Genomic DNA, 12,525 nt, shown 5'->3' on the forward strand with positions numbered 1-12,525 from the left:
TAATTTATAGTCTTTTAAAGATTGTTTTGCTTTTTCAAAATCCGGTGCAAATCCTAAAATATAACCACCTCCGCCTGAACCACAAAGCTTTAGATAATAATCATTTGACTCGATACCCTCCTGCCATACATTATGGAATTTTTCCGGTATCATAGGCTTAAAATTATTTAACACTACTTTTGAAAGTTGTTTTGTGTTTGAAAACAAAGATTTAAAATCTCCTTTCAGAAAACTCTCTACGCAGGCATCAGTATATTTCGTAAACTGAGATTTCATCATGCTTCTGAAACCTTCATTTTTAAGATTGTCCATAAAGATATTAACCATGGGAGCTGTTTCTCCAATGATTTCCGAATCAATTAAAAATACTGCACCAGTACCACCTTCTTTTTGGAAGGTATTCCTGTTGGTTCAATATTATCTTTTGAATTGATTAAGATCGGTAAACTTAAATAACTATTTAAAGGATCCAAACCGGAACTTGTTCCATGAAAAAAGGATTCCATTTTTCCAAATATAGCTTTTAACTGAAGTAATTTTTTCACGTGTCAGATTTTCCAGAACAGTGATTTTATTATTTGCATATTGATCATAAATAGCTGCAACAAGCGCTCCGCTACTGCCTACTCCATATCCCTGAGGAATACTGGAATCAAAATACAATCCATTTTCAATATCTGTCTGTAGTTTTTCAAGATCAAACGTTACCAATTCAGGATCTGAAACTTGCATTTCTTTCAAATAAACAGCAAATCTCTTCAGACTTTCATTAGACTTTAATGCCTGGTCTGATAAATTTTCTTCTGTTTTTAACGCTCCGTTATAAAAGTTATACGGTATTGATAAGCCTTTTGAGTCTTTAATAATACCATACTCTCCAAACAAAAGAATTTTCGAATAAAATAATGGTCCTTTCATAGCTAGTTTTTTCTAAAACAAATTTACAAAAAAAATAAATTGGTAGACAAAATATTATTTATGAATACCATAGACACAATGACGACATCCGTTTTTACAACATCTTCCTTTTAAAAAATGATACAATTCTGTAAATACAAAAAAACCGTTTTCCATGTAATAGTGTACATTTTCTATTAGATCAACCGGTCTTTTGGGAAATGGATGATCTTTGGAATATTGCATCATTTCATCAAATTTTTTCAGGCAATCATTGCATAGACATTCGTGATCTGTTTTATCTTTCAGAAACTGTATGGTAGCATCCTGAAGCACTATTTTCTGACAATTGCAAGATTTGATATCATCAGCTCTGCAAATGATAGAGGTATGGCAATGAGTACATTTTGTATCACGCATCAGGAGAGATTTTTTATTCCGTTACCTAAAGAATCGTGGATGAATTGTCCACTTTGGCAATAGCCTGCAAGTGACTCTGAAATAAAGAGTTGCACTTTTTCTTTATACGTTTCCGGATATAAAACGTGAACATTTGCTCCTGCATCCAGAGTAAAACATACCGGAATATTAGTTTCTGTCCGGAATTTCCAGATCTGCTGGATAATCTCCAAAGTAGCCGGCTTCATAAGTATAAAATAAGGTAATGAAGTCATCATCATGGCATGAAGTGTCAATGCTTCACTTTCTACAATTTCAATAAAACGGGTTATATCACCTGTGCTAAACACTTCTTTTAAGCGTGCTAAATTTTGATGTGCCTGAATAAAACGTTGTTCAGCAAAAGGGTGTCCGTACATTAATTCATGTCCTACCGTGCTAGAAACCTGTTTTTCACCTTTATCAACCAATAGAATGGTATCCTGATAATTATTGAAGACAGTGTGTATCTCATCGCTGAAAGCCACACCAAATAGATCAGAACTGTTCTTTATGCTTTCCGTTTTTCCCCAAACTACAACATTCCCACTAATACTTCTACAAGCACTTCCGGAACCTAATCGGGCAAGAAATGATGTTTTATTGATAAAATAGGCTTCATCTTTATCATGCACCAATGTTTTTTCTAAAGCTATAATATTAGCAGACAATGCTGCCATACCAGAAGCTGAAGAAGCAATACCTGAACTATGTGGAAAGGTATTTTTTGTATCGATAATAAAATGGAATTTTTCTATATACGGGCAATAAGGTAGTATGCGCTCAAAATATTTTTGAATTTTTGGTTCGAATGAAGGTTTTGGCGCTCCTTCAAACAACAATTCAAAACTAATACCCGATGTTTTCTTTTCCTCAAAACGCAAAAAAGTTATTGTTTTACAATTACTTAACGTAAAACTCAAAGAAGGATTAGCCGGAATCTGATGCTCTTTCTTACCCCAGTATTTTACTAATGCAATATTACTTGGAGCAGAAAATGTAAAATTTCCCGCTGGTATTTGTATATGAAAGTCTTCTGTTACGAATTCTTGAAATATGCTCATTATATATTATTTAGAAAATAAAGAATCCAATAAGATGATCAATAAATACAGATATGATATGGATTGTAACAACAAATATACTACTTATTTGCAATTGCCTGAGCAGCTATGAAACCCGTAGTCCAGGCATTCTGAAAATTAAACCCTCCTGTTATTGCATCAATATTGATAATCTCACCGGTAAAATACAGATTATGAAACAATTTGCTCTCCATCGTTTTGAAATTAATCTGCTTTAAATCTACTCCCCCTGCTGTTACAAATTCCTCTTTAAAAGTACTTTTCCCATCTACTGAAAAAACTCCATCTGTCAGTTGATGGGTAAGATGAACGAGTTGCTTTTTATTTGTATCACTCCATTTAGTATCCAGAGATATTCCTGCAGCAAGAACTAATTGTTCCCATAGACGTCCCGGAATCGGAAAAGGAGAAAATTTACTGATGTTCTTTTTTGCATGGGTTTCCTTTAAAGTAAGTAATTCCTGCAAGGTATCATCAAATGTTTTATCGTTAAGCCAATTGATATGTACTTGAAATCGGTATTTCATTTCTGATAAATCACGGGCTCCCCAGGCCGATAATCGCAATACAGCAGGACCGCTCATTCCCCAATGTGTAATAAGCAACGGACCAGTCGCTTTTAGTTTACTGTTAGCAACTTTTACCGTTACATGTTCAACAGATAATCCCATAAGTTCTTTGATACGGCTGTCTTTAATATTAAAAGTAAATAAAGACGGAACAGGAGGTATGATTTCATGATTTAAACCAGCCAACATCTCCCATACTTTTGGATTACTGCCCGTAGCAAGTACTAAATTTTCTGCTAAGAATGCTCCCTGAGTGGTATCTAACTTCCATTGCTCTGCATTATTATTACGAGATACAACATAGAAGAGAGTTATATGAATGGAGATAGTTTTTTATTTTTCGACATTCTTTTTAAAAAACCAATGTCAAGTGGTGATTTAATATATTAATTTATGAAAGTACTGTTTATCATAAATGATTTAAATTCCGGAGGAATAGAAAATTATTTGTTACGATTTTTAAAGCACTATAATAAAAAACTAAAACCTGTTGTACTTTGCAAAAGTGGTAATAAAGGAGTTTTAGAAACAGAATACCAAAAAATTGACAATATTGAAATCGTTCCTTTAAAAATGGGCTTTTTAGATTTAAAAGGAATTAGAAACTTTAATAAATTTCTAAAAGATAATAATTTCGTCACCGTTGTTGATTTTACCGGTAATTTTGCCGGTATACCAATGTTCATTTCTTACTATTCAGGAATAAAGAAAAGAATTACCTTTTATCGAGGAGCAACCAATCATTTTAAAGAAAATAATATAAGATTGGTTTATAATGCTTTGGTAAATAAATTGGTTTTGAAGTATTCTACCTCAATTTTATCTAATTCTGAAGCTGCATTTAAGTTTTTCTTTGAAGATAAAATTGACCATCGTTTTGACGTAATATACAATGGAATAGATGCTGAAAAATTTCTTAATTGTGATGAAAATATAAGGAAAGAATTAAACATTCCGGAAGAAGCTTTTGTTATTGGCCATGTTGGTCGTTATGCAAGAGAAAAAAATCATAATGCTGTGTTTGAAGTGGCCCAGAAAATATGCTCTCAACATAAAGATGTATATTTTATTTTATGTGGAAAAGGAGTAGATGTGGCGTTCTCTGAAAAGATAAAAGATTTAAAATTAAGCAACCAAATTATAGCTTTGGGATATCGAAAGGATGTGGTTAAAATACTTAATTCAATGAACGCATTTTATTTCCCTTCTTTTTCCGAAGGGCAACCGAATGCTTTGATAGAGGCTTTAATAGCAGGTCTACCTTTTGTAGCATCTGATATTGATCCTATTTTAGAGACGATTCCCAAATCGCATTACAGCTATTTAGTCGCACCAGAAGATACTCAGAAAGCAATAACTATTTTAACGACTTTTTATAACAACAAAAATTCAGGAAATTTACCTGATTTAAAAAATTGGGCGATCAAAAATTATAATCCGAATATTCTGTTTCAGAAATTTTACAATAAACTATAGATGAAATTATTTTTTATTACAGATGCCCGGTTTTTTCAAACATCGGATGGTAAATTTTATGCAGGTGAGTTCTCCTTTTCAAATATATTATGGGAGAGATATTTATCTGAATTTGAAGAGGTGTATGTCATAGGACGTGTTTTTCAGATTGATAATTTTGAAAATTTGAATCATTTGGTATCAAATGTTATAATATTACCAATCATTTCTTTTGATTCACCTTTAAGCTATTTGCTCAATAAAAGAACAATTTCTCAAAGCATTAAAAAAATATTTTCAAAAACATACCCCTGATGCAGTTATTATTAGAGGGGCAGGCTCATTAGGCTATCATGTAGCAAAATTTTGTATAAAAAGAAAAATGGCTTACGGTATAGAAATAATTGGTGATCCTTATGATGTTTTCGCAAAAGGAGTTATTAAGCACCCCCTTCGACCTATACTCAGATACTTATTTACAAAATTTCAAAAGGAAGCGGTATACAATGCACAATCGGTGATATATGTTACAAAACATACACTACAGAAAAGATATCCGGCAAATGATAAAGCATTCAGCACATTTGCTTCAGATGTATTTATAGAAAATCGTATTAATTCAGTAAAAAAATATCCTCAAAATAAAACCATTAAATTACTTTGTATAGGATCTTTAGAGCAAATGTATAAAGCTCCTGACATTGTATTAAAAGCCGTCAGCAAATTAATAAAAGAAGGAAAGGATGTTCAATTAACGTGGTTGGGACATGGGAAGTTCAGAGAAGAAATGATCTCTTTGGCAGAAAGTTTTCAAATTGATTCAAATGTAAATTTTCTCGGTTCTGTTTCAGGTAAAGAAGTAATAGATTATTTAGATAAGTCGGATGTTTTTTTATTGGTTTCCCGTACAGAAGGATTACCAAGAGCAATTGTTGAAGCAATGGCTCGTGCTGTGCCTTGTATTGGCAGTAATGTCGGTGGAATACCGGAACTAATACATGCTGATTTATTAGTTCAAGTTGAAAATGAAGATGATTTGTCAGACAAAATAGAGCTCGTAATGAGTTCAGAAGCAGCCTATTCAAAATATTCAGAATACAGCATACAGCGAGCTTCGGAATTCGATTTTTCAACATTAGAAAACAGAAGGAAATTATTTTTTAAATCGGTAAAAAAATGAGTAATAAACTTTTTTATTTATTAATACTGATCATCAATTTTCCTGTGATGCTATGTTGTAAAGGACAGAACTCAAAAAATGAAGAATATGTTGATGTCAGAAATTATGGCGCAGTAGGTGATGGCAAAACAGACGATACACAAGCTTTTCAAAAAGCGGCTGATTTAAAAAAACCTTTATTAGTAAAAAATACAGGTAAAGAGTATCTTATTTCTGCAAGAATTCGTTTATATAACTCTATAAAAGGAGAAGGTAATCCTGTTATTAAAATGACTGATTGTGTAAATGAGTTTGTCATACCTGATAAATATACATATGGAAAATATTCCTTATTTCATATTGGAAATTATCAGTCAGATACACCTTTAGTCATTGAAGGCCTGACATTAGACGGAGGCTGGAACAATATGAGTAAGGGTTCAGAATTTGAAGCTGGAATTTATATTGCTGGTTCAAAAAATATAACAATAAGAAAGAATATTATAAAAAATAATTTAGGAGATAATATTCTTGTATATTGGTATAATTCCGGTTTTGAAAAGAGCGTTTCATTAGTAAATGAGAATATTCTTATAGAAGACAATATATTGTCTCATCCTTATCGATGTAATATTGCCTTGATATCAGGTAGAAACGTTAAAATAATGAACAATACCATTTACAAATTCAATGATCATGTGGCTCCTGTAGATTTAGAAATGGATCTTTGGGAGGAGGATGGACAAGTAATACGAGATGTTGAAATTACAGGAAATACAATTAAATCTACGAAAACCTTATATTCAATTTCTATGTTAGGAATGCTTGATGGTGTAAATGGTATAAAGGTCAGCAATAACATTATCCAATGTGGTTTCGAAAAAGATTCCTTTGGTATTAATTTAGAGGCGGCATATGGCCCTATAAAAAATGTAGAAATAAAAAACAACAAAATAGATGCTGTAGGTTTTGTAAGAATTTCTGGAACAAAAGGAAATAAGAAGATAACCATCGAATCAAATCAGGTATATACCAAAGGTACCGAAAGTGTTGTTGTTAATGGAAGTTATATCGATGGGCTAAAAGTACTGAAAAATAAAAGTCTTGTATCTAAAAATTTTTATTCGAATATAATACTTGGTAGAGAAGTAAAAAATGTTTCTATTTTTTCTAATGATTTTGAATCCTTGAAATGGAGTTCTTTATTTTTTGTATCAGATATTGATGGCTTGGACATTGATGATAATATTTTAAAGAGTAAAAATACGCCAATCTATTTTGAACCTGAAAGGGATTATTCTATTAGAAATGTTCGTATCTCAAACAATACTATAAATACTAATTTTTTAGAAATTTATAAGAGCACCAAGAAAATTAAAAACATTTCTACGAAATAAATGAAACCTAAATTCTTTATAATTACAACTGTTTCAGACTCACTGCCTTTTTTTAAAGGACAGTTAAATGTTCTGAAAAAAGATTTTACCGTTAGCTTGGTATCAAGCCCTGGAGTTCACCTCGAAGAAATGGGCCAGGAATATGATGTGAGTAAATTTCCGATAAAAATGGAGAGAGAAATTTCTCTTTTAAAAGATTTAAAAAGTTTCTTTAAGCTCCTTGTTTTATTTCTCAAAGAAAAACCTAAATTGGTCCATGCAAATACTCCCAAGGCTTCATTATTAGCAATAATGGCAGCTTGGTTTTCGCGTGTCCCTGCAAGAGTATACTATGTGCATGGCTTAAGGTATCAGAGTATTCTTGGAAAAAAGAAAATCTTATTGATGCTTATGGAGCGGATGACATGTTGGTTTGCAACAGAAGTTATAGCTGTCAGTAATGGTATAAAAGAAACCTTAATATCTGATAATATAACATCAAAAAATATTATTATTATTGGAAATGGAAGTATTAACGGAATTGATACTTCTTATTTTAATCCGGATAAAGTAATAGAGATTAAGGACGATAAATTAAAACCAAGCGATTTTGTATTTGGATTTGTAGGCAGATTGGTAAAAGATAAAGGATTAGAGGAACTGATTTTAGCTTTTCAAAAACTTTCAAAAACTTCTAAAAATATAAAATTGCTTATAGTGGGAGCTTTTGAAGAAAATATGACATTATCGAAAGAAATCATAGATACCCTTTATAAAAATCCGAATATTCTGTATGTAGGACCTCAAAAAGATGTTCGTCCTTTCTTTAAAGCGATGGATGTTTTTGTATTACCGAGTTATAGAGAAGGATTCGGAATTGTACTTATCGAAGCAGGAGCAATGAAAATACCATCTATTACAACAGATATTGCAGGATGTAATGAGGTAATAATTGATAATAAAACCGGATTTTTGATAAAAAGGAAGGATGTAAAAGATTTATTTGAAAAGATGAAATATGTAGTTGAGAATAAACAGCAAATAAAAATGATGAAAGAGAATGCCAGAGATAGAGTTCATGATAGATATAGTCAGGATACTGTATGGAAAAATGCAAAAGAAACTTATTTAAAAATAATAAAGAACCATGTATAAACATTTTTTTAAAAGAGTATTGGATATTATCGTTTCAGCAGGTGTTTTACTATTAGCTTCTCCTGTTTTCTTCCTTGTTTTGATATCTTTATTTATTGCAAATCAGGGAAAACCGTTTTTTTTTCAGGACAGACCCGGTAAACATGAAAAATTGTTTCGAATAATAAAATTCAAAACGATGAATGATAAAAAGGATGAAAAAGGAAACCTATTGCCAGACGCTAAACGTTTAACCAAGGTTGGTAGTTTTGTAAGAAAAACATCCTTAGATGAGTTGCCTCAGTTAATCAATGTTGTATTGGGAGATATGAGTCTGATTGGTCCAAGACCATTATTGATAAGATATCTGCCTTTTTACAGAGAAGATGAACGTATTAGACATTCTGTTCGACCCGGAATTACAGGATGGGCTCAGGTAAACGGCAGAAATACAGCAAAATGGGATGATCGGTTGGCTTTAGATGTCGTATATGTCAAAAACATTAGTTTTGCTTTAGATATGAAAATTGTATATAAGACAATTTTAAAAGTTATAAAATCAGAAAATATAGTTATTGATCCTGAATCGATAATGCAAAATTTAGATGATGAAAGAAGAAATTAAAATAGATGTTGCAGTTGTTGATGATATCGGTTGCATAATTGATCTGGTAAGGAGTTCTTTTGATAAAGCATACTTAACAAGCTCTATATATAGATGTAAAGGCATAGCAAATTTTATCTATACAGAATTAAATAATCCATATTCACCATATAAATATTTTGCTGCAAAAAAGGACAACAAAATAGTCGGTTTTGCAGAATTTAAAATGTTTCCGCAAACCTCCACTGCTTTTCTTAATATGATCGCTACAGATAATACTTATAAAGGACTCGGTATTGCCAAAAAAATATTCAGTTATTCTGAGAAGTATTTCCGAGAACAAGTGTATAGCAATATACAATTGGATGTATTCCAGTCTAATGAAGTTGCCCGAAAATGGTATGAAAATATGGGATTTGTAAAAGAGGAATCAAGCTGTTTTTATGAGCGAAATATGGAAGAAACATCAAAATATAATCCAGATATAATGATTCTCAATTTATCACAATTCAATTGTCTATATGCGAAATTTGGTTTTTCCTTTCTTCAAATATCTGCTGGTGAACAGTCTTTTACACTTGGAATTATAGATGAAAATATAATCATAAGAGAAGATAAAATTTCAGAAGAAATACTGGTGGCGGTCAAATCTTTTTTTAAGGATTACAATTTAAAAAGATATATTACAAAGGGCAGGAGAACAACCTTGAGAAATATAAGTATATAGATGAAATTCAAAGAATGAAATTAACACTACAATAAAATGGGAATAACAAAAATTGCTACAAAAAAAAATATTGCTCAAAGAGAGTGGAAGTACACCAATTCAGCTCGTGAGGCCTGGAGTACTATATTGGATATCCTTAAAAAAGAAAATCCTCAATATAAAGTATTGTTGCCAGCTTATATCGGTTGGTCTCCAAACGAAGGGAGTGGTATATTCGATTCTGTTAAAAACTCTTCCTTGGATTTCGACTTTTATAATTTAGATAGAAATTTAAAAATTGATTTTAACCATTTTAAGAATAAAATAAAGGATACAAAAGACTGTATTGTTTTATTAGTGCATTATTTTGGATTTCCAGATGTTCAGTATCAGGAAATTATAAATTGGTTAGATCAAAATAACATTTTATATATAGAGGATTGTGCCCATTCATGGTTAACAGATCTCATTGGCGGTATATGTGGTAGAAACGGACGATTTGCTTTCTATTCTCTACACAAGATGTTGCCTGTTAGCGGGGGGGGGATTATGGTTGATAATGTGCCAAATAAAGATAATAAATCAGAAATACTTCAGCCCCATTTTAATTTGGGATATGATTTATTCACTATCTATAATAAACGAAGAGAAAATTATGATTACCTAGTTGAGGAATTAAAAAAAATCACGGATATTGAGATTATATATCCAAATATAGAAAATGGTATTTGTCCTCAAACATTACCTGTCATACTTCATAATTTTGATAGAAATAAACTATACAAAGAAATGAATGATTTAGAAATCGGTATGGTTAGTTTGTATCATACAATGATAGAAGAACTAAAAGATTCAACATCTGAGGCGGCAATTTTTACTTCCAAACATATAATCAATTTTCCTGTACACCAGGATATTGATATCAAGGATTTAGATAATCTTATTGTTAAATTAAAGATCGTTTTAAATGCTTAAAATATTAAACTTTAATTCTAAAGAAGATCAGGATTTTTATAAGTCAGTCATAGCTCATAATACTTTTCAAAGTGCGTATAACCGCTTAGAATATTTTAATGTTTTTTGTGGAGGTTTAGATAATTTGATTTGTTTTTACTTTCAATCCGAAACGAAGATTATTTTAATGCCGGGATACCTTAAAAAAATTAAAATTTATGATTCTTTAAAAGTGAACTTCGATTTTAGTACACCTTATGGTTATACAGGTCCTTTTTATTCAAATAATGTAAATCAAGACACTTTATTAATCTTTTGGAATGAAGTTCAAAAGTGGCAACTCAATAATAATGTGGTTTCAGAATTTATACGTTTTAATCTTTTTAATAATTCAAAAGGTTATGATGGTATTTTACATAAAACAATGCTGAATATAAAAGGACAAATTCAGCCAGAAGAACAACAATGGAATGATTTCGATGCAAAAGTTCGTAAAAACGTTAAAAGAGCACAACGGGAAAATTTAATAGCAAAAATTCATTATGGTATTATAGAACAGATATACATTAATGAATTCTATGATATTTATATAGATACAATGGAAAGAACAAATGCAAAAGAATTTTTCTTTTATAGTTTGAACTCATTTAATGAATTTATAATAAATAACTTAGACGTGTGTGCAATCTGTACAATATATGACAATAATAAACCGGTATCTACAGAGTTATTATTGATTTCAGATAATTCAGTGTTTTCATTTTTAGGAGGAACATTAAGTGAATATTTTGATAAACGACCGAATGATTTTCTTAAATTTGAAGTAATTAATTGGGCAAGAAAGATGCAGTTTAAAAATTACGTTTTAGGCGGAGGATACGGTTATGAAGACGGAATATTTAAATATAAAAAAGCTTTTTTTCCTAATGATGTTGTTGAATATGTGACAGGTAGAAAAATTATTAATAAAGATTTATATTTAAGCTTTGTTGAAGAAGTAAATAATAAAAAAGAAAATGAAGATCAGTTAAGTTTAGATGATACTTCTTTTTTTCCGTTATACAATAAACAATAATTATGGACGACAAAATATGGTTATCCTCTCCGCATATGGGAGGGAATGAATTAAAATATATACATGAAGCATTTGATGCCAATTGGGTTGCACCGTTAGGACCGAATGTTAATGGGTTTGAATCAGATCTGGAAAAATATTTAAAACAAAACATTAAAGTAGCTGCGCTTTCCTCAGGTACTGCAGCTTTACATTTAGCTCTAATTGAATGTGGTGTTGTAGCGGGAGACGAAGTAATTTGTCAGTCAATGACCTTTTCTGCATCTGCAAATCCGATAACTTATCAGGGAGCAATACCCGTATTTGTAGATTCTGAATCAGATACCTGGAATATATGCCCGATAGCACTTGAAGAAGCAATCACGGATAGAATGACAAATGGTAAAAAGCCTAAAGCAATTATTGTTGTCCACTTATATGGTATGCCTGCAAAAATGGATGAAATTATTGCAATTGCTAAAAAATATGACATCGCTATAATAGAAGATGCCGCAGAAGCATTAGGATCTACTTATAAAGGTAAAAATTGTGGTACTTTTGGGAAATTTGGAATACTTTCATTCAATGGAAACAAAATTATCACCACTTCCGGAGGAGGAGCTCTGGTTTGTCATACAGAGGAAGATAAACAAAAAGCGGTCTTTTTATCTACTCAGGCAAGAGATAATGCACCTCATTACCAACATACACATATAGGTTACAATTATCGCATGAGTAATATTGTAGCGGGAATAGGACGCGGACAGATGGAAGTTTTGGATAGTAGAATTCAATCCAGACGCGCAATGAATAGTTTTTATCAGCACATTTTTGCAGACATTGAAGGGGTTACAGTTTTTAAAGAACCTTCTGATGACTATTTTTCCAACCATTGGTTAAGTGCTATACTTATAGACGAAAAAATAACAGGCAAAAACAGAGAAGATTTACGTTTGGCACTATTGGATCATAATATTGAATCTCGTCCGTTATGGAAACCGATGCATTTGCAACCCGTTTTTAAAGACAGTCCTTATTATGGAAATAAAGTGGCTGAAAATCTTTTTGATAAAGGATTGTGTTTACCTTCGGGG

The 12,525-nt window shown here is 31.3% G+C and carries 16 protein-coding genes and 1 pseudogene; 10 read left to right on the plus strand and 7 right to left on the minus strand.

Features of this window, described 5'->3' with window-relative positions; all coding sequences use genetic code 11:
- The 6 genes and pseudogenes from QW060_RS19275 to QW060_RS19300 all read right to left on the minus strand — a co-directional run.
- Positions 1-918 (minus strand): annotated as a pseudogene (locus tag QW060_RS19275) (mevalonate kinase family protein); the annotation flags it as partial.
- Between the two features lie 54 nt (positions 919-972).
- Positions 973-1,317, minus strand: coding sequence for a cysteine-rich CWC family protein (locus QW060_RS19280; RefSeq protein ID WP_290364054.1), 345 nt, complete (start codon positions 1,315-1,317; stop codon positions 973-975).
- Complete coding sequence (locus QW060_RS19285; protein WP_290364055.1) at positions 1,317-2,399, minus strand: diphosphomevalonate/mevalonate 3,5-bisphosphate decarboxylase family protein; 1,083 nt, start codon at positions 2,397-2,399, stop codon at positions 1,317-1,319. The genes QW060_RS19280 and QW060_RS19285 overlap by 1 nt, the downstream gene beginning before the upstream one ends.
- An 80-nt stretch (positions 2,400-2,479) precedes the next feature.
- Complete coding sequence (locus QW060_RS19290; RefSeq protein WP_317623205.1) at positions 2,480-3,316, minus strand: aminoacetone oxidase family FAD-binding enzyme; 837 nt, start codon at positions 3,314-3,316, stop codon at positions 2,480-2,482.
- 140 nt (positions 3,317-3,456) lie between these two features.
- Positions 3,457-3,675, minus strand: coding sequence for a hypothetical protein (locus tag QW060_RS19295; RefSeq protein WP_290364802.1), 219 nt, complete (start codon positions 3,673-3,675; stop codon positions 3,457-3,459).
- An 84-nt stretch (positions 3,676-3,759) separates the two neighbouring features.
- Positions 3,760-3,942 carry a hypothetical protein gene (locus tag QW060_RS19300; protein ID WP_290364801.1) on the minus strand — a complete coding sequence of 61 codons (183 nt, stop codon included), beginning with the start codon at positions 3,940-3,942 and terminating at the stop codon, positions 3,760-3,762.
- A 19-nt stretch (positions 3,943-3,961) separates the two neighbouring features.
- Here QW060_RS19300 and QW060_RS19305 point away from each other — a divergent pair, with 19 nt between their 5' ends.
- The 6 genes from QW060_RS19305 (at position 3,962) to QW060_RS19330 (ending at position 8,738) form a co-directional block, all read left to right on the plus strand.
- The gene (locus QW060_RS19305) at positions 3,962-4,465 is read left to right on the plus strand and encodes a glycosyltransferase (protein WP_290364941.1); all 504 of its coding nucleotides are present in this window, start codon (positions 3,962-3,964) and stop codon (positions 4,463-4,465) included.
- Positions 4,466-4,759, plus strand: coding sequence for a hypothetical protein (locus QW060_RS19310; RefSeq protein ID WP_290364938.1), 294 nt, complete (start codon positions 4,466-4,468; stop codon positions 4,757-4,759). It abuts the gene before it with no gap.
- A 67-nt stretch (positions 4,760-4,826) separates the two neighbouring features.
- Positions 4,827-5,624, plus strand: a complete 798-nt coding sequence (locus QW060_RS19315) for a glycosyltransferase family 4 protein (RefSeq protein ID WP_290364939.1) — start codon at positions 4,827-4,829, stop codon at positions 5,622-5,624.
- Positions 5,621-7,000 (plus strand): right-handed parallel beta-helix repeat-containing protein, encoded by a 1,380-nt coding sequence (locus QW060_RS19320; RefSeq protein ID WP_290363723.1) that lies wholly within the window; start codon positions 5,621-5,623, stop codon positions 6,998-7,000. The genes QW060_RS19315 and QW060_RS19320 overlap by 4 nt, the downstream gene beginning before the upstream one ends.
- Positions 7,001-8,134 (plus strand): glycosyltransferase family 4 protein, encoded by a 1,134-nt coding sequence (locus QW060_RS19325; protein ID WP_290363722.1) that lies wholly within the window; start codon positions 7,001-7,003, stop codon positions 8,132-8,134.
- Complete coding sequence (locus QW060_RS19330; RefSeq protein WP_290363721.1) at positions 8,127-8,738, plus strand: sugar transferase; 612 nt, start codon at positions 8,127-8,129, stop codon at positions 8,736-8,738. The genes QW060_RS19325 and QW060_RS19330 overlap by 8 nt, the downstream gene beginning before the upstream one ends.
- Here QW060_RS19330 and QW060_RS19335 read toward each other — a convergent pair.
- A complete protein-coding gene (locus QW060_RS19335; RefSeq protein ID WP_290364800.1) occupies positions 8,715-8,843 on the minus strand; it encodes a hypothetical protein in 129 nt (42 codons plus the stop codon). The two genes, QW060_RS19330 and QW060_RS19335, sit on opposite strands and share 24 nt — an antisense overlap.
- A gap of 10 nt (positions 8,844-8,853) precedes the next feature.
- On the opposite strand from QW060_RS19335, the gene QW060_RS19340 reads away from it, so the two are divergent.
- From QW060_RS19340 to QW060_RS19355, 4 genes are all read left to right on the plus strand, one after another.
- Positions 8,854-9,444, plus strand: a complete 591-nt coding sequence (locus tag QW060_RS19340; protein WP_290364942.1) for a GNAT family N-acetyltransferase — start codon at positions 8,854-8,856, stop codon at positions 9,442-9,444.
- A gap of 36 nt (positions 9,445-9,480) precedes the next feature.
- Complete coding sequence (locus QW060_RS19345; protein WP_290364903.1) at positions 9,481-10,398, plus strand: DegT/DnrJ/EryC1/StrS family aminotransferase; 918 nt, start codon at positions 9,481-9,483, stop codon at positions 10,396-10,398.
- Positions 10,391-11,452 (plus strand): GNAT family N-acetyltransferase, encoded by a 1,062-nt coding sequence (locus tag QW060_RS19350; RefSeq protein ID WP_290363718.1) that lies wholly within the window; start codon positions 10,391-10,393, stop codon positions 11,450-11,452. The genes QW060_RS19345 and QW060_RS19350 overlap by 8 nt, the downstream gene beginning before the upstream one ends.
- A 2-nt stretch (positions 11,453-11,454) precedes the next feature.
- On the plus strand, positions 11,455-12,525 hold a 1,071-nt coding region (locus QW060_RS19355), incomplete at its 3' end, for an aminotransferase class I/II-fold pyridoxal phosphate-dependent enzyme (RefSeq protein ID WP_290364940.1).

The sequence above is a fragment of the Paenimyroides ceti genome (assembly GCF_030409925.1).